This window comes from Pseudomonas sp. IT-93MI4 (assembly GCF_949767635.1).
GTDB classification, from domain to species: domain Bacteria; phylum Pseudomonadota; class Gammaproteobacteria; order Pseudomonadales; family Pseudomonadaceae; genus Aquipseudomonas; species Aquipseudomonas putida_A.
Genome location: NZ_CATKPP010000055.1, coordinates 243,554 through 262,254, shown reverse-complemented (window position 1 = coordinate 262,254; position 18,701 = coordinate 243,554). Strand labels below are relative to the sequence as shown.

At 61.0% G+C, this 18,701-nt stretch carries 12 protein-coding genes; 5 read left to right on the top strand and 7 right to left on the bottom strand.

What is annotated here, in order from left to right:
* The first annotated feature begins 283 nt into the window (after nt 1-283).
* Together ACM6I7_RS22175 and ACM6I7_RS22170 are read left to right on the top strand one after the other, a co-directional pair.
* The gene (locus tag ACM6I7_RS22175; RefSeq protein WP_097086093.1) at nt 284-3,397 is read left to right on the top strand and encodes a transglycosylase domain-containing protein; all 3,114 of its coding nucleotides are present in this window, start codon (nt 284-286) and stop codon (nt 3,395-3,397) included.
* Between the two features lie 165 nt (nt 3,398-3,562).
* Nucleotides 3,563-8,245 (top strand): NEL-type E3 ubiquitin ligase domain-containing protein, encoded by a 4,683-nt coding sequence (locus ACM6I7_RS22170; protein WP_414889289.1) that lies wholly within the window; start codon nt 3,563-3,565, stop codon nt 8,243-8,245.
* 48 nt (nt 8,246-8,293) lie between these two features.
* Here ACM6I7_RS22170 and ACM6I7_RS22165 read toward each other — a convergent pair whose 3' ends face one another.
* From ACM6I7_RS22165 to ACM6I7_RS22145, 5 genes are all read right to left on the bottom strand, one after another.
* On the bottom strand, nt 8,294-8,785 hold the full coding sequence (locus ACM6I7_RS22165; RefSeq protein WP_414889288.1) for a CS1 type fimbrial major subunit: 492 nt from the start codon (nt 8,783-8,785) through the stop codon (nt 8,294-8,296).
* A gap of 1 nt (nt 8,786) precedes the next feature.
* A complete protein-coding gene (locus tag ACM6I7_RS22160) occupies nt 8,787-9,545 on the bottom strand; it encodes a molecular chaperone (RefSeq protein WP_414889287.1) in 759 nt (252 codons plus the stop codon).
* Nucleotides 9,546-9,604: 59 nt separating this feature from the next.
* The gene (locus ACM6I7_RS22155; RefSeq protein ID WP_414889286.1) at nt 9,605-10,861 is read right to left on the bottom strand and encodes a hypothetical protein; all 1,257 of its coding nucleotides are present in this window, start codon (nt 10,859-10,861) and stop codon (nt 9,605-9,607) included.
* A 28-nt stretch (nt 10,862-10,889) separates the two neighbouring features.
* On the bottom strand, nt 10,890-13,412 hold the full coding sequence (locus ACM6I7_RS22150; protein ID WP_150368535.1) for a CS1-pili formation C-terminal domain-containing protein: 2,523 nt from the start codon (nt 13,410-13,412) through the stop codon (nt 10,890-10,892).
* A 105-nt stretch (nt 13,413-13,517) separates the two neighbouring features.
* Entirely contained in the window at nt 13,518-13,994 is a 477-nt protein-coding gene (locus ACM6I7_RS22145; protein WP_027612105.1) for a CS1 type fimbrial major subunit, read from the bottom strand.
* A 515-nt stretch (nt 13,995-14,509) separates the two neighbouring features.
* Here ACM6I7_RS22145 and ACM6I7_RS22140 point away from each other — a divergent pair.
* Both ACM6I7_RS22140 and ACM6I7_RS22135 read left to right on the top strand, forming a co-directional pair.
* Nucleotides 14,510-15,091, top strand: coding sequence for a PadR family transcriptional regulator (locus ACM6I7_RS22140; protein WP_414889285.1), 582 nt, complete (start codon nt 14,510-14,512; stop codon nt 15,089-15,091).
* On the top strand, nt 15,088-15,873 hold the full coding sequence (locus tag ACM6I7_RS22135; protein ID WP_414889284.1) for a siderophore-interacting protein: 786 nt from the start codon (nt 15,088-15,090) through the stop codon (nt 15,871-15,873). Before ACM6I7_RS22140 ends, ACM6I7_RS22135 begins: the two co-directional genes overlap by 4 nt.
* Before the next feature lie 106 nt (nt 15,874-15,979).
* Here ACM6I7_RS22135 and ACM6I7_RS22130 read toward each other — a convergent pair whose 3' ends face one another.
* Both ACM6I7_RS22130 and ACM6I7_RS22125 read right to left on the bottom strand, forming a co-directional pair.
* Nucleotides 15,980-16,621, bottom strand: a complete 642-nt coding sequence (locus tag ACM6I7_RS22130; RefSeq protein ID WP_414889283.1) for a Pr6Pr family membrane protein — start codon at nt 16,619-16,621, stop codon at nt 15,980-15,982.
* Nucleotide 16,622: 1 nt separating this feature from the next.
* Entirely contained in the window at nt 16,623-16,853 is a 231-nt protein-coding gene (locus ACM6I7_RS22125) for a VF530 family DNA-binding protein (protein WP_027612109.1), read from the bottom strand.
* Nucleotides 16,854-17,153: 300 nt separating this feature from the next.
* Here ACM6I7_RS22125 and ACM6I7_RS22120 point away from each other — a divergent pair, with 300 nt between their 5' ends.
* Nucleotides 17,154-18,515 carry a carbohydrate porin gene (locus ACM6I7_RS22120; protein ID WP_414889281.1) on the top strand — a complete coding sequence of 454 codons (1,362 nt, stop codon included), beginning with the start codon at nt 17,154-17,156 and terminating at the stop codon, nt 18,513-18,515.
* The last annotated feature ends 186 nt before the right edge of the window (nt 18,516-18,701 follow it).

Sequence of the window (18,701 nt, the reverse complement as noted above, 5' to 3'; positions counted from 1 at the left end):
TCTGTGGTCAGGAGATTTGAATGTGGTGAGGGGATTTATCTGTGGCGAGGGGATTTATCCCCGATGGACTGCGCAGCAGGCCCAGCTATTAAAATGCGTAGCCCCTTGTTCAAGGGCCGCTTCGCGCCCCATCGGGGATAAATCCCCTCGCCACAGATAACCTCCACAGCCAGCGACTTCAGTTTTGTTCAGATGGCTTCCCCGCACTTTTTTTTCCCCATCACCAACCACCGTCTAAGCTTCAGTCAAGTCCGATCAATCTGCGTGAATGGATCAATCGACTATGGGCGCTTTGTGGCAAACCGATTCGAGTAAAGCCGTGGTTCCGACTGAACGTGTGGATGAAGCGCCTGTCCCCCCAAAAAAACGCCGCAGCCGGCATGGCTGGAAGGCGTTCTGGTTATTGCTGCTGATTATCGCCATCGTGGTGGGTCTGGCCGCGAGCAAGGAGATGCGCACCTCGCGTTTCCAGTCCCGGGAGCTGAGTCAGTACGCCGCCTCGCTCAAATATCAGCTGGAGCCCGGCCCCAGCGAAGCGATCCGCTATCCGGGCAACGGGCCGTTCGATCTGCGTCTGGGCTACAGCTCTCTCGATGAATTCCTGCCACGCCTGCTCAAGCGCAATTATGTGATCACCGAACAGACGCGATTTTCACCCGCGCTGTTGAGCTACACCGACAAAGGCCTGTTCGTGCCCTATTCGGAAAAGATCCAGGCCGGGCTGTCGATCACCGATTGCCGCGCTGCGCCGTTGTATCAGTACAAGTACCCGCAGCAGCTGTATTCGAGTTTTGCGGCGATTCCGCCGGTGGTGGTCAGCAGTCTGCTGTTCATCGAAAACCGCTTTCTGCTCGACCCCAAGCAACCGTTGGCCAACCCGGCGGTGGACTGGCCGCGCTTCGGCATGGCCGCGTGGTCGCAAGTGGCGAAGTTGCTCCATCTGCCGGGGCAATCGGCGGGCGGCAGCACCCTGGCGACGCAACTGGAGAAGTACCGGCACTCGCCCGATGGCCTGACGGTGTCCGGCGCCGAGAAGATCCGTCAGATGATTTCCGCCAGCGTGCGTGCCTATCAGCCCGGCCCGGAAACCCTCGGCGCGCGGCAGAACATTATCCGCGACTACCTCAACAGCGTGCCGCTTTCCGCTGTGCCGGGGCACGGTGAAGTACACGGCATGGCTGAAGGTTTGCGGGTCTGGTACGGCAGCGATTTCAACCAGGCCAATGCACAGCTGAACAGCCCGGCCACCGATGCGAAAACCATGGCCGACAAAGGCCTGGCCCTGCGCGAAATGCTCTCGCTGATGATCGCCCAGCGCCGCCCTTCGCATTACCTGACCAAAGGCCGCGAAGAACTCGCCGACCTCACCGACAGCCACTTGCGCCTGCTCAAACAGGGCGGCGTGATCGACAGCGCGCTGGCCGATGCCGCACTGGCGAGCAAGGTCACTTACCGCGACTGGCAGACCCAGCCGACCCTTCAGCCGATCGAAACCAACAAGGGCATCAGCGTCGCCCGCAGCCGTCTGGCGAGTATGCTCAACCGTCCGCTGTACGACCTTGATCGCCTCGACCTCTCAGCCACCAGCACCTTGCAGGGCGAGTTGCAGACCCAGGCCACCGATTACCTGAAAAAACTCGCCGACCCCACGTTTGCCGGGCAGATCGGCCTGATTGGCGAACGCCTGCTCACCCCCACCAGCACCACCCAGGTGCGCTACAGCTTCACCCTGTTCGAACTGACCCCGGACGGCTCGCGGGTGCGCGTGCAGACCGACAGCACCGACCAGCCGTTCGACATCAACGAGGGCAGCAAGCTGGAGCTCGGCTCGACGGCGAAGATGCGCGTGCTGACGACCTACCTGCAGATCATCTCCGAACTGCACGACAAGTACGGCGCCATGAGCGTGCCGGAACTGAAGAAGGTCGAAGTGCCGGATCAGGACCGCCTTAGCCAATGGGTGATCGACTACCTGATCCAGAACAAGGATCACGATCTGTCGAAAATGCTCGGCGCCGCGCTCGACCGCAAATATTCGGCCAGCCCCGGCGAGGCGTTTTTCACCGGTGGCGGCCTGCATGTGTTTCACAACTTTCGCAAGGAAGACAACGGCCGCCTGCCGACTCTGCGCGATGCGCTGCGCGAGTCGATCAACCTGCCATTCATTCGCCTGATGCGCGACGTGGTGCGCTACGTCACCTACTCTGGCCCCAACAGCAGCGCCGAACTGCTCAAGGACGACCGTGATCCGCGACGTCAGGAATACTTGGCCAGTTTCGCTGACCGCGAAGGCACCTCGTTCCTGCTCAAGTTCTGGAAGAAGTACAAGAACAAGGACACCCAGGCGCGCCTCGACACCTTCCTCGACAGCATGCGCCCGACCCCGATCCGCATGGCCGCGGTGCATCGTTATCTGCTGCCCAATGCCAGTCAGGAAGACTTCAACAGCTTCGTGCGCGCACACCTCAAGGGCGCCAAGCTCACTGAAAAACTCACCGACGATCGCCTGATCCGGCTATACGACGCCTACGGCCCGGGCACCTACGATCTGCCGGATCAGGGCTTCATTGCCAAGGTCCATCCGCTGGATCTGTGGTTGATGGGCTATCTGCTGCACAACCCGGACGCCACCTTCAGCCAGGTGGTCAAGGCCAGCCAGTTCGAGCGCCAGGAAGTCTATAGCTGGCTGTTCAAGAGCAAGCACAAGGGTGCCCGTGACAGCCGCATCCGCACCATGCTCGAGATCGAAGCGTTCCTGGAAATCCACCAGCGCTGGCAGAAAGTCGGCTATCCGTTCGACCATCTGGTGCCGTCGCTGGCCACCGCCATCGGCAGCTCCGGCGATCGTCCTGCCGCGCTGGCCGAACTGATCGGCACCATCCTCAACGACGGCGTGCGCATGCCAACGCTGCGCATCGACAGCCTGCACTTTGCTGCAGACACCCCGTATGAAACGCGTCTGACCAACGACCCGCATGTGGGCAAACGGGTGATGCCATCGGAGGTCGCCACAGCGATGCGCGAGGCTCTTTCACAAGTGGTGGACTCGGGTACGGCGAAACGGGTGTCCGGCAGTTTCAAAACCGCCGACGGCACTCCGCTGGTGATGGGCGGCAAGACCGGCACCGGCGACAACCGCATCGAAGCCATCGGCTCCGGCGGGCGGATCCTCAGTTCGAAGTCGATCAACCGTACCGCGACCTTCGTGTTCTACATCGGCAACAACCACTTCGGCACGCTCACCGCGTTCGTCCCCGGGCGCTCGGCGGAGAACTTCAAGTTCACCTCGGCGCTGCCGGTGCAGGTGCTCAAGGGCATGGCGCCGATCCTTTCGCCATACCTGCAACCGGGCACGCACACGATGTGCCAGGCGCCGGAGGTCACCGCCGCCCGGTAAGCCACGAAAGCAGCGTGGCGTGGTGGTAACTGTGTATTTTTCCCTCCGTGTTTTTCGAAGGCTCCGTACGCAACCCCGGCGCTTTCAACCGGGTATTTGCGCTTTTTTCACCCACTGTCCTTGCCTAGGCTGATCGTTCCATTTTTGATCAAGGACGATCCAGCAATGCCCACCCTTTCCCCGCAGGGGCAACCGCCACGCACGGCGCACCTCGTCTCACCGGATGTCAGTGTTCATTATCAGACGATCGAAAAAGCCATCCCGACCTGGCTGCGCGCAAGCTCAGCCAAGCGGGTCAATGAATTGCAGCTGCACCGACTGAAGCTGCCGGCCTGGTATCAAGAGGTATCGGACGCCGAACATCTGCGTCTGCAACAGCAGATGCAAAATGCCTGGAAAGCACAAAACGATGTGGACAAGGCCTTGAGCAGTCTGCAAGACGTCTACGCCTTCGCCAAACCGTTATTACAGCAGGCACTGCACCAGCGCTTCGGCGTCGAGGACGATGTCGAGAACACCTGGCTGCGTCTGTACGCCCCCGTCAACAGCGCGTGGTGGGCCCATGACTTTGCCGGTGCAACCACCAGCCGGACCGTCTCGCTGCTCGACGCTGCATTGCATAATTTCTCCCGCGATGAAGCGTTCAGCCCGGCCTCGGAGTTCATTACCCGCCCCAATGCCAACGGCCACTTCACGGTCAGGCCGCTCAAGCACAAAGTGAGTATCGAGCAGTTCAAGTCACTGTGCCGCGAGCTGAATATCGGCGCCCGATACGAGCAGCATCTCAATGATTTTCTGCGCTCGGGCAACCGTGTGGCCCGCCAGGTTTTGCAGTACCGGGTCATCTTCAGTCAAAAAAGTACATTGAGCGTCTGTGCCCAGTTGGCTCTGGCAAAAAAGGACATTGACCGCGACGCCTACGAGGTCATTCAGGGCATGCTCGATGACCGGCGCAACCTGCGCTGGCGCGGGCGTGCCATCAACTACTACAACCTCGCCATGATGGATACGGCGCTGACCGGTATCACCCTCATCGCCCCTGACGTGGACACCGCCAACGCCCCGGTCCCGGTGATTGCCTATGTGCCCCACGACCCGGAACACCCGCTCAAACAATACGCCTCGGCGCTGGACTTCATGGCGGAACTGACGCGGCAACTGCGCGACCGCGACTCCGCCGGCAGCTATCAGCGGTTTTTCAGCCAGTTCGTCAACCATCAGCAGCGCGGGCATTTTTTTGCAGGCTTGAACGCCCGCCTGAGCACCGTGAAATGGCACGCCGTACCACCGGGAACCCACCTGCCCAGTTGGCGCGAAACGCCTGTGGATCACCCCGACCTGCGCTTTCGTCTGACGAAAGTCCAGGACGACCGCGATACCCGCTACACCGGCAGTCTCTGGGCTTACTTCCACCAGCAGAAGCTCAACAAGATTTTCAATGACGCCCGGGAGATCGCCATTTCCACCGAGTATGCCGACCGCATGGCCCGTTGGGCCTGGTGGGACAACCTAGGGAAAATCCTCTCGGATATTTTCAACGTGGCGCTGCTGGTGGTGACCCCGCTGGTGCCGGGGCTCGGCGAATTGATGCTGGCCTACACCACGTATCAACTGCTCGACGGCGTCTTTGAAGGCATCGTCGACATGGCCGAAGGGCATTTGGCCGAAGCGGGTGAGCAAGCCATTGGCGTGCTGCAAAGCATCGTCCAGCTCGGCGCCTTCGCCGCTGGCGCCAGCCTGGGACGTGTCGCACGGGTCAAGCTGTCGTCGTTTGTCGAAGGCCTGAAACCGGTGCAGTTGGCCGATGGCCAGACCCGCCTGTGGAATCCGGATCTGGCGCCCTATCGCCTGCCGGAACAGACCCTGCCGAGCCCGGCCCGCCCCGATGCGCACGGCGTTCATACGCTGGGGGACAAACACCTGTTGCGCCTGGATCAACACCTGTTCGAGGTGACCAAGGATCCGGCTTCCGGGAAACACCGCCTGCGCCATCCGCGACGTCCCCGGGCCTACGCACCGACGCTTGCGCACAACGCCGACGGGGCCTGGGTCTGTGAAACGGAAAACCCGCGTCTGTGGAACGGGCGAAAACTGCTGCGGCGCATCGGCCATCGCACCGATGGTTTCAGCGACGCGCAACTGGAGCACATGCGCCTGCTGACCGGCACCGACGAGGACATGCTGCGCCGCATGCACGTCGACAACACCCCGCCGCCGCCATTGCTCAGCGATACGCTGGATCGACTTGGCCCAGCGCGCCCGGTGCAGCCCGACACGCCACTGTCGCCGGCGGCCAGCCAGGTGCTGGTGGATTGTCCACAGTTGACGCCGGTTCTCGCCGAACGGGTGGTGTCCCATGCCCGGCCGCTGGAACAGCAGCAAGCCACGACGCAACGCCGTCTGCCCTTGCGTTTGCGCACGACCGCCCGCGAGGTGCAGTTTGAATTGCAGTCCGTGCGCGCCGCCCAGGGTTTGCAGCAGGCAGCCCTGAGCAATATCGACAGCGAACGGCTGATCCTCGGCGCGCTGCGGCATTACAGCGATACCTTCGGGGCGCTGCGGATTGAAATCCGTGAAGGCACGTTCGATGGCGAGTTGCGTTGCGAAGCCGGTGCCGCGGTCGCCGAGCGCGTCCGGGTGCTGGTGCGGGTCGCTGCCGATCGCTATCAAGTGCGCGATGGCGCGGACCTGCCGATCCACCCTGCCAGTGGCCTGTACGAGGCAATCCTGCAGGCGATCAATCACGATGGCCGCAGTGCCCTGGGGTATCGAACCGACGACATCGAACCGTTCAAGCAGTGGATCATCGCCAGAACCCAGGCCCCCAGCGAGCGGCGCACGCTACTCGCCAGTCCGCCGATCCGCCCGATCGCTGAATACAACACCCTGTTTCTGGTGCGCGGCCCGGGCCTGAGCCGCAATGCCGCCACGCTGGAGCAACGCATCCAGGATCTGCATCCGCATTTCAGCCCGAGCGAGGTCGAAGCGTTTGCCAATGCCCTGACCGAACGCGGCGAGCCGCTCAAGGCCATCGAGGCACATGAAGACGAACTCGATGAACTGCGGGTCATCGTCCATCGCTGGCGCTATCAGCAACCGGAGAGCTGGGGGCCGGGCAGTCAGGGGTTCCGTGACGGTGGCGGGCTGCATATCTACGAAAGTCTGCTGGACTGCTTCGAACGCAAGAACGCGCACCTGGGCAACCGTACCGATCCGTCCGCCTATGCGCTGGATCTGTCGCGGGAACTGCTCTCCACGAATCTGGAAACCTGGTGGGCGAAACGTCCACCGCTGAAGAAGTTTCTCGACAAGGTCACGCTGCTCAATCTCGACAACGCGCGGTTTTCCCCCGACGCCAACGGCCTGCTCAAAGACTTTCCGAACGTGGTCGAGCTGAGCGCCAAATACTGCGAGCTGACGCGCTTGCCGGACCGCATCGGAACCACAATGCGCCGCCTCGAACGTCTGCGCCTGAACAACAACCACATTGTGCTGGACCGTGCCGCCGTGGAACGGCTAGGCAGCCTGACCTACCTCGAAGTGCTGAGAATGGACGACAACCCGCTGGGGCTGTCGCCTGATCTGTCACGCATGCCGCGCCTCAAAGTGGTGGCGCTGAAGAACACCGGCCTGACCACCTGGCCGGACGGCATTCTGGCCAAGCCACGGCCACGCGGTCTGCTGCTCGATCTGCGCGGCAACCCGCTGACGGTAATCCCCGACGTGCCGAGCGGTTCCGATGCGCAATGGCTGGTGGCGCGCACGCGTCTGGACGTCGCCGCCCTGTCGGACCTCAACCAGTTGCGTTACCAGGACAGTCGCCGTTCGATGGCACTGCCACCGGAGCCGATCATGCCGGTCGCCATCCCGGGCACCTCGATCATCTCCAACTATGGCGCCGACTACTGGTCCGACGTGCCGGGCTGGGGCATTGATCGCGAAACACCGTGGACAGAGCTGGTGGAAGATCCCATGGCCGCACCGTTCATGGCGACGTTGCTCAGCGTGCGTGAGTTTGCCGATTTCCGCGCTGGCGGAACGGCGCGCGAGCAGTTGATGCAACGCGTCTGGCGCATGCTCGACGCCGTGCACGTCGACAGTCGCTTGCGCGAAAAACTGTTCACCATGGTGGTGGCGCCGGTGGACTGCGCCGATGCCGGTACGCAGCTGTTCAACCACATGGGGGTGAACGTGCTGGCCTACGAGGCGCATGCCTATTCGGTCGAGCCGAAGGAACTGGAACTGAAGCTGGTGACGCTGGCCAAAGGCGCGGCGCGCCTGGAACAGGTCAACGAAATCGCCCGGGCCGATGTCGCCAGCCGTGGCGGCAATCCCGACGACGTGGAAGTTTATCTGGCCTACCAGACCGGCCTGGCCAAACGTCTCGGCTTGCCCTGGCAGTCCGAGGGCATGCTGTACCGGGCGGTGTCCGGCGTCACTGACGCGATGATCGATCAGGCCTGCGACACGGTACTGGCGCTGGGTGAAGGTGATGGCCTGGTCAACCAGATGCTTGAGCTCGACTTCTGGAAAGAGTATTTGAGCGAGCGCTATCCCGTGCGCCTGGAAAGCAACAAGCGTCTGTTCCAGCACCGCTACGAAGCCCTTGAATCGCTGCGCGAGATCCAGCGCCAGTGGGTGCAATCGACCGTGGCCGAGGAACGCGCAGCCTTGCGCGAACAGCTCAAGACGTTGATGAACGATCTGCCGGCGCCGGCAACCGTGGTGTTCAATGAAGAACCGATCAGCGACGCGCTGTTCGAGCGGCTGCTGGTCGATCTGGCGGATGACGAAAAAGAGCTCGCGCGTCGCCTGACCCGTGAAGCCCTGACCCGCGCCGGGCTTTGATAACGGCGTGCCGGCCTGCCCGTTGCACATCGGGCAGGCCGGGCAACCTCAGGGCGCCGCCGCATTGAAGATCAGGTGCACGTTGCCATAGTAATTCCCCGGCTTATAGCCGCCGGCGGGCGTGATCGGCTGGATCTCCAGCGCATAACGCCCGCCGGCCCTGGCCTGCTCCGCAGAAACCACCTGACGCGGCGTCTCGTGAGTCAGCACGGTATCGGCGAAGCTGACGCGCAGATAAATGTTCTGCTCCTCGCGACCATTGGACAGAAACGCGGCGTTCTCAAGGCGGGCCTCGATGGCACTGGTGTCGTGCCTGAGGTCGAAGTGTTTGCGCATTCCGCCGAGGCTCTTGGTGCTGATATTCCACGGCAGAATCTGCGCACGATGAATCCAGTCCGTTTCGGCCGGTATCACATAAAAACCCAGCGTCGGAATATCCACCGACACCTCGAACCGGTGCTCTTCGCGTGCCGCAAACGATTCTGCACTGAACAGGGTCAGAACGCCCGCGCACAGGATCATCAACGATGGCTTGATCATTTCAGGCCCCCCCTGATGATTGGCCGGCTACGCGCAGGGACTTCTTGCTGTCGCCTTCCACCAGATTGAAGCGGTATTCACGTCCGGCCTGCTTCTCGAACTCGAAACTGTTGCCTGCGCGGATGTGGTGTTTGGTGGTTGGCTCGCAGGCGGTTTCGTCTTTCAGCGCACAATTGCGGAACTCGTCGATCAGCACCACGGTGTTGCCGTTATTGCGCACTCGATAGCTTGTCGGGGTGTCTTCGATCACGCTGTCGAAACGGCTGTCTTTCGGGCGCACAAAGAACACCGTACCGAAACCGGTCATGACGTTGACCCCGGCCGACAAGGTGGTTTTGTATTGCTCACGCTCCTCGGCGGACACGGCGAATTCGTCTTCCTTTTCCGGGACAACGGGGATGAACCGCACGCGGAAATAGCGCTCCCGGTCACGCTCGCCCATCATCAACAGACGCGTACCCTGCATGCCGTTGGCCGGCACGATCAGCCGCGCGGGGCTGGCCATCAGGCCGTCTCGACTGCTCATGTCGGCCTGGCTCCTGACCTCGATTTCCCGCGAGGTGCCGTCGGCGTCGTAGAGGATTTCGAGGATGTTGACCTTGACGAATGCGGTGCTGTCGCCGCTGTTGAACACCCGCTTGAGGTACGTGCTCTTGTCGCCGTCGAGATAGTCGTAGACCGTCCCGACATTGATCTGCGGGCCGGCCTGCAGGGCAAAGGGCAGCCCGCTCAAAAACATTGCTAACACCAGACGCTTCATCACCTTGATTCCTTGGTCGTTGAACACAATGCAGAGTCGACTCATCGATACGCAGCCCATCAGATATCCGAGTCCCAGATCACAATGACGATGCCGGAATACGAGCCTCCCGCACCGGGTTGCAGCATCCCGGCCATCGAATATGGCGGAACTTCGAAGTGCAGGGTTCCCGGCGTTCGATCCACGTAGAAACCCGGTTTGAAATACTGCTCATTCCCTAGTCCTGGCCTCAGTCGCAAGCGCCTCACAGGCTGGCCGGCAAGGTCGGTTATCCCGTTGGGCAGGCTGACGCTGACGAACAGCTCCACTCGACGGTTAGCTTCACGGTCCTCCAACGCGCATTCACCATTCAATCCTGGGCCGCAGCCTATCGACATCTTGAAACGCGATGACGCCGAGATGTTGAAGGTCTGGTCGCGGAACAGCCCGACCGGCCGCCGTCCGGCCTGCAGCCAGCTCTGCCAGCCACCGACGGGGACCATGCGGATCTTTTCACCACCGGGAGGAATTTCAACCTTGAGGGTGTGCTGCACATTCAGATTGAAATTCAAGGTCAGAGACGAACTCGACGGCAACATCACATCGCCAAAATCGAAATCCGCATTCGGCCCGACGCGGTAGGTCAGCGAACCGCTGTAGTCCCCCGACGACATGCCCAGCGGGTCGGGGGTGACCAGTTCATAGGCAAAATCGAGGTGTTCCAGACGCAACCACGGCACATCGAACTTCGCCTGTTTGGTACAGGCAGCGGCCGCTGGCGTTTTCCAGAAAAACGAGTATGAATCGGGGGAGTACCAACCCACACCGCTGTACTGACAGGGCGCCGGAGCATAGACCCAACTCAAGCCCCACAACAGGTTGTGGGCGCTGCGATCGTCTTCGGCGCCCTCCACCAGTTTCATCACGTTCTCGGTCACATAGCGCGAACCGATACCGACGATCCGCACCTTGACGATTTTTGGCTCGCGGGTGGTCTCGTGATAGACCGTCAGCTCACGCCACTGCACGGGTACCTGAAACGTTGCCCCTTGCCGCGGCGAAGGATGATTCGCCGCAATCGGCGCACGAGCGTTGAACTGAATCGGCACCTGCAAGCTGAATATTTCGTGCTGCTCGCACTGCGCCGGATCGTAGGTGCAGTAACCACTGGAAGGCGTGGTGTTCTGGAACTTGTTGCGGTGCGGATAAGAAGAGTCCGGCTTGAACTCGGCGGTGATCGACACCTGTTCGGCGTGAGCCGCAGATACCGTGCCGGCAACCAGCACAACAGCGGCCAGCCCGCGACGCAGGTATGTAGCCAAGGGTGAGACGTTCATGTCTGCAAATCTCCTGAAGCAGGCCGCATCAACCCGCGGTGTGGGCCTTTTGGGTGACGTCGGCCAACGTGTCCGGCGAGCAGCGCAAATCGCCGATCATCAGCACGTTGTTTTCGCTACGGTGTTGGTCGGGGTCGAGCCGGAACTGGCACAGCAGTTGATCGGCGTAGCGCACTTCGAGGGTCGGTGAGCCGGCGTGCATCTCCATCGAGAAAAACCCGTCGACTTCGCTGACCCCGCGACTGGCGTGATTGATCACGTGGTGGCCTTTGAGCGGCTGGCCCTGGGGGTCGAGCAGGCGTCCGAGTACGGTGACGGTTTTCATCACCCGCACCTTGCGGTACTCCACGCCGCCCTTGTTCAGGTGATAGCGGGCGCGAGACGGTTCGATGTTGGCGGCCGGAACGTGATTGCCTTCGAAATCGAAGCCCACCGAACTGTTGCGGTACGCCGTGAGCGGGATGAAATTACGCCCCGGCCGCAGCGCTGAACTGCCGCCGCTGAGGTCGTCGGCGCGCAGGGTGACGTCGGCGATATCCGACTCGACATCGACGATCATTCCGGCGCCACGGCCCTGATGCTGGCTGGTCATGACCAGTTGCTGACCGCCGACGATCACGCTGCTGTCGAGGTTAACGCCACCGGTGAAGTTGCCGTTGTAGGACGAGCGCTGCACGAAGCCGTCGCCATTGACCCAGTCGGTACGGAAGTTGGCCAGGCTCGAAAGACCGACGCCATAGGTGTCGGTCAGCGCCGTGACCGAAACGCTTTGCAGAATGTGATTCTGCAGATCCTTGCGATAGCCGATCGAGCCATTGTTGTCGCGCCCGCCATCGCGGGCGGTGCGGCTGCCGATGCTGCCGGAAATCTGCTGCCCCGGCCCGCCCAGCGCCATGTTGATGCTCAGGTCGATCCCGCGATTACGCGCCTCGCCACTGCTGTAGCTGCCCGGCCGGTCGAACAGCGACAGCCGCCAGTTGGCATCGCTGCCAAACAGCTCGGTGCGTTGCGTCCAGCCCAGGTCCATGCCCACGCCTTCGACGTTGCCGGTGCTGTGCGAGACCCGCGCACTCAGCGAATCCTTGCGGCTGATACGGTGGTTGAGCGCCAGCGACGAGTTACTGGTTTCGCCGGTGAACACATTGCGCTGCCGCACCCGGGTACCGTCGGGCAGCGTGTCGTAACTGTTGCGGGTGTCGAGCCAACTGCGGTTGTGGCTGACCACCAGGCTGCCGGCGCCGTAGTTGTACAGGCCTTGCACATCGGCACCGGTGCCGTGGTCTTCGGTTTGATAGAGGTTGGCGAAGAGGCTGATGCTGTCGGCCAGGCTCCAGTCGATCGAAGTGCCGTACTGCAAAGTGTCGCGTACCTGACGCGCCGACAGGCCGAGGATCACCCGCGGGTGCAGCAGGTAGTTGAGCGCGGCGCCGGCGGTGAGATCACCGCTTTGCTGTTCCTCCCAATTGCTCAGCAGTTTGCTTTCCTGCCCGGCGAACACGTTATAGCGCCAGCGCTGGTCGAGGTTTTGCCAGTTCACCGGTTTGTAGACCAGCTCCTGTGTGGTCGCGGTGGTCTGGCCATCCTCGATCAGGCGCACTTCGACTTCGTAGATGCCACCGGGCAAGGGCCGGGTATCCAGCGTCTGTAAACCGGCCGGCACGGCTTGCGTGTTGATCAACAGGCCATCGCGATAGATCTCCACCGACGCCTGGCGATTGGCCGTGACGAAAATCGGGTAGACGCTGGGCCGCGGGCTGTCGACCGCCAGGCTGTCGGAGCTGCCATACATCACGCCCACCGCCGTATCGGGGCTGGTGCCGAACGACCGGGGTTGGCGGGTCAGGCCTTCGGAATTGGGGGTGAAATAGCCCAGGCGGAAAAAACTGCCCTGCAGTTCGCGCTGGGTGTAGAGCTCGTGTACCGCATGATAGGTCTTGGTGTCCGGCCCGCCGAGGCGCGCCAGTTGCATATTGAAGGACTGGCTCCAGTTGCCGAGACTGGCACTGGCTTCCAGACCGAAACGTCCGCCCAGATCCTGGTTCTGGCCGCCATTGAGGTTCAGCTGATTACGCAGCATCAGACCGCTGCTGCCCCCCTCGGGCTGCTCATGGAAGCGTTGCGTCTGCAGATCGCGCTCGGCGTTTTCGGTGGCGATCGAGAGCAGTGAATTTTCCAGGTTGTAATGCACCGCCAGCAGTTGCTCGGGGCATTGCCCGCTGCAGTTGCCAAGCGCTACACCGGATTTGAGGAGACTGGCCCAGGTTTCACGCTCGGCGGCACTGATACGACTGTCACTGGTGTCGGTGAAGTCGAGCAAGGTAATTCGATCATCGCGCGACAATATAATCATTGCCTCGCCCAACGGTTGTTGATCAAGTTCGACACGAACCGCCAAAGGCACATCAAAGAAATGCTCTTCAAAGTCTGCCGGAAGACCTTTCGCCTGAGCCAGCAAACTTCGCGGGGTATTATCGACTGGAGGCGGCGCCGCCAGTACGCTGCTGCTCAAAAGCAAGGCAAGCGCAGCCGCGATGGGCGTCATCGGATACATGGATTAATACTCTGATTACCGGAAGTAAAAGCCCGGCCGGGCAACTTCAAAGTTGCCGGCCGGTTACGTTACTGGACAAGTAACGTCAGGTATTGCCGTTATGACTCAAACCGAAGGTTCGACGACCAGCATGACCACACCGGTGTAGTCGCCAGCGGCCGGTTTGGCACCGGTAGCGCTGATCTTGAAGGGCGCGCGATAACGCGTATTGGACTCGGTATCGCCCACTACTTCCTGTGAGGTGGTGGTCAGCGTCTTGCCGTTGAGTTCGACTTTCAGGTCGATAGTGTTGCTACCGCCAATCAGCTTCGGCACCCCTTCCAGACGTGCATGAACCTTGCCGGCTGTGTGCAGCACGTCGAAGTGCCCGTTGACTTCGCGCATCGAATTGGTGGCCGGGTTGTAGCTCATGTCCTGATCCTTGTTGACCAGATCGGCATCCACCGGCACCGCATAGAAGTCGTCAGCCGGCACGTGCGCCACGAGACTGATGGAGTGCTTGGCTTCAGTGGCGGCAAACGCCATCGAGGCGCTCATGGCCAGGACAGTCAGAGGGGCGGCAAAGGCGAGTTTCTTGAGCATCATTGAATACCTGTCTTATATAAATTAGTTGAGTCGTTGAGCAGTCAAGGTGAACTGAACAGTCACGAGCAGTCAGTGCTCACCGTTAACTTTCAACGCCGAAGAATGTTCAACCAATTTATCTTCAAAGTAAGCAGGCAACGTCCTGCGACCTTGTAGCCTGGACGCTATTAGATGAGAAAGAAAAAACCGCGAAATTCAGGAAAGTTCCTGTCCAACTGTAAGAAGCAGGCTACAGCGCGCCAGCCGAATGACTGCATGCGCCACAACTTGGTAGCAACTTCCGTAAGACATGTACCACACTTTCCCGGAAACAAAGGGCGAAACGGAATATTAGAGAATCTGCACTAATCTGCGCCTTTGCCGGGGGATTTAATACTGCGTTTTCTTGATCATTTTCCGGTTTTTTCGACCGCAGATTCGATCGGTCAGGTGTGCGCCGTTGGTCAGGAACCCTTGTCAACGCCTAAAGATATATCTTAAGTTGTATCTAAACACGACGAGAGAGCAGGAAAATGAGAGACCATCATTCCCCCCATCATCACCGCGAACACGGCGACGGCCGTGACGGCTTCGAAAAACGCCCCGGCCGCGAACGCGGTGGACGCGGCCCACGGGTCTTCGCCCCCGGTGATCTGAAATTGTTGCTGCTGGCGCTGATCGCCGAGCAGCCGTGCCACGGTTATGACCTGATCCGCCAGATCGAAGGCATGTTCGACGGCGCCTATAGCCCCAGCCCCGGCGTGATCTACCCGACCCTGACCTTCCTTGAAGAAAGCGACTTGATCAGCGGCGACGCCGAGGCCGGCAAAAAACGCTACAGAGTGACCGACGCCGGTCGTTTGTCCCTAAGCGAGCAAGCAGTAGCGCTGGACGGCGTGCGCATGCGCATCGACGTCAGCAAACGCTCGTTGCGCGGCCATGACCGGCCGCCGGAAATCCACGAGGCGGTGCACAACCTGCGCCACGCCTTGCAACTGCACCACGGACGCTGGAGCGCGGAAGAAATCCAGCGGGTTGCCGCGCTGCTCAACGACACCGCCAAAGCCATCGTCGACGGCCCCGCCGTTCAATCTGCCCCGGAGAAAGCCGAATGACTGCAGTCGATACGCAAACCATTCACCGCGTGATGCACGAAATCAAACGCCGCAAACTCGAAGTCCTGCGCGTGGTCGACCTGACCCCGCGCATGCGCCGCATCACCCTCGGCGGGCCGGAACTGGCCGGGTTCATCAGCCTGGGCACCGACGATCACGTCAAACTGCTGTTTCCGCAGAATGCCGAACAGGCTGCGGCGCTGGAAACCATGGTGCTCGGCGCCGGCAAGGACAACGGCCCACTGCCCGAAATGCGCGACTACACCCCGCGCCGCTACGACCTGGAAAAACTCGAGCTGGACATCGACTTCGTCCTGCACGGCGACGGCCCTGCCTCGACCTGGGCTGAACAGGCCAGACCTGGGCAATTCCTGCACATCGGCGGGCCACGCGGTTCGATGATCGTGCCGGACATCTTCGACAGCTATCTGCTGATCGGCGACGAAACCGCCCTCCCCGCCATCGCCCGCCGCCTCGAATGTCTGGCGGCCAATCGCAAGGCGCTGGTGGTGATCGAAGTGGAGAACGGTGCCGAGCAACAAGTGCTGGAAAGTAAGGCGCAGGTCAATGTGATCTGGGTCCTGCGTGAAGGCGGCAAGGACAACCTGCTGACCACCGTCAAAGAGCTGCAGGTGCCCAAGGGCAATCTGTATGCATGGGTGGCGACCGAGACCAAGGTCTCGCGGCAGATCCGTCGGGTGCTGCTGGATGAGCATGGACTCAATGAGCAGTTCGTCAAAGCCGTCGGCTACTGGCGCGCCGAGGGTTTCGCAGAAGAGTGATTTACCCTTGTGGGAGCGGGCTTGCTCGCGAATGCGGTCGATCATTCAACCATGATGTTGACTGACCTGACGCCTTCGCGAGCAAGCCCGCTCCCACATTGACCTTTTAACTTCGTCCTGACTGCCAGCGGTCGATCCCGATCACCAGCAAGCCAATCAGCACAAACCCCACCAATATCCCCCCGGCATTGATGAACACCTGTGCATAACCCAGCAGCGCCACATCGATGAACGGATACGCATACGCGCCAAGCAGATGCCCGCGCAGCAACGCGTAAATGAAATACACCAACGGGTAAATCAGCCACAGCGGCAGGTGCCACAGGCGCAGGGTGCCTTTGGGCACGCAGTACCACCAATAGCCGAGAAACATCAGCGGCATCACGTCGTGGAGTAATTCGTCGGCGACAAACTGCCAGCCTTCGGGGTGCCACAAATGCCGCAGCAGAATGCTGTAGGCCAGACCGACCACCGCGATGCTGACCGCAATCCCGCTGCTGACCCACGGCTGGAGAAACCAGCGCTGCGCAGCGGATTCGCGCGTGGTCACAGCACAGGTCAGCACGGTCGCCACCAGCGTGTTGGTCAGAATCGTGAAGTAACTGAAAAAGCTCACCAGCCCGCCCAACAGGCTGGCATCGACGCTCAAGCGCGCGGAGAAAATCAGATAAAGCTGAATGCCCAGCCCCGCCCAGCCCAATACGGCGGCATGGGTGATCAGGCGACGGCGCCAACAACCGGCGTCCATCTCAGACCGGTCGCTTGGTGCGCATCAGTTTCACGTACAAGCGCTCGACCTTTTCCCGCGCCCACGGGGTTTTGCGCAGGAAGGTCAGGCTCGACTTGATGCTCGGATCGCTCTTGAAGCAACGGATATCGATGCGCTCGGCCAACCCCGACCACTCGTAATGCGCCACCAGCGCATTGAGGATCTGTTCGAGGGTTACGCCATGCAGCGGATCGGGAGTGTGGTCGTTCATGCCAGGCCTTTGGACGGAGTGAAAATGCACAAGCCGCGCACCTTAGCCGAGGGGCCGGTCAGGTGGAAGGCCTTGCATCAAATGTAGGCCAACCGCAGAAGATCGCAGCCTGCGGCCATCGCCACAATGCGCCCGTTTGCCGCACTGTTACCGAATCAGAAACGCTGCATGTCTGCAAAAGCCCTTTGTCTTTTTGTTACAGATCATTATCCTGCCGCCCTTCAGCTGAATCGCTTCACTGCCTGCGTCAAATTGAAGCGCTCGGTTAACCCCCGGAAAACACCAAAAAAAGACTGACCCATGCCTGATTTTTCCTTCTCCAGAGACAGCGCTATCTCAGCCCTGCGCCTGCTCGGCGGCTGCACCGCGCTCGGCTTCGCCACCTACGCCCAGGCGACCCCCGCCTTCGACAGCGACTCACCGTGGATGCTCGGTGACTGGAACGGCACGCGTACCGAACTGGCGGAAAAAGGCTACGACTTCAAACTCGATTACACCGGCGAAATGGGCAGTAACCTGCACGGCGGCTACGACCACGATCGCACCGCGCGTTACAGCGACCAGTTCGGTCTGGGCACGCACCTGGACCTGCAAAAAATCCTTGGCTGGGACGACGCCGAGTTTCAGCTGACCATCACCAAGCGCAGCGGCAACAACATCAGCAATGACCGCATCAACGACCCACGCGTTGGCGGCTTCACCTCGGCCCAGGAAGTCTGGGGCCGTGGCCAGACCACGCGCCTGACGCAGATGTGGTACCAGCAGAAATTCTTCGACCAGAAGCTCGACATCAAGATCGGCCGCTTTGGTGAAGGCGAAGACTTCAACAGCTTCCCGTGCGACTTCCAGAACCTGGCGTTCTGCGGCTCGCAGGTCGGCAACTGGGTCGGCGGCATCTGGTACAACTGGCCAGTCAGCCAATGGGCGCTGCGAGTCAAATATCACCTGACCCCAGAGCTGTACGCGCAGGTCGGCGCCTATGAGCAAAACCCGTCGAACCTCGATCGCGGCAACGGCTTCAAACTCAGCGGCAGCGGTACCCAGGGCGCCGTGCTGCCGGTGGAGCTGGTGTGGACGCCGAAACTCAATGGCCTGCCGGGCGAATACCGTGCCGGTTACTACTACAGCAGTGCCAAGGCCTCTGACGTCTATAAAGACCAGAACGGCCAGCCTGCCGCGCTGAGCGGTGAAGCCTATCGCAGCGCGTCGAGCAAGCACGGCGTGTGGTTCGGTGCGCAGCAGCAAGTCACCAGCCTCGCCAGCGATCACTCGCGCGGCTTGAGCGTGTTTGCCAACGCGACGATGCACGACAAGAAAACCAACGCCATCGACAACTACGTGCAGGCCGGCGTGGTCTACAAAGGCCCGTTCGATGCCCGCGCCAAGGACGACATCGGTTTCGCCCTGGCCCGCGTCCACGTCAACCCGGCCTTTCGCAAGAACGCCGAAGCGAGCAATCAGGCGCGCGCCGTCTACGACTATGACGACCCGTCCTTCCTGCCGCCGCAGGACACCGAATACAGCGCCGAACTGTATTACGGCGTGCACGTCGCCAACTGGCTGACCGTGCGCCCGAACCTGCAATACATCCGCCATCCGGGCGGTGTGGACCAGGTCGATGACGCACTGATCGCGGGGATCAAGATCCAGTCCTCGTTCTAAAAAACACTGAAGAAACCTGTGGGAGCTGGCTTGCCAGCGATGCGATTTCACATTCGACATTATCGTCGGCTGACACTCCGCCATCGCTGGCAAGCCAGCTCCCACAGGGGAACGCATGAAATTCGTTAGCTAGACAAGTTTTTATCTGAACCATACCTGTGCCCAATCGTCATCTAAAGTGACTAC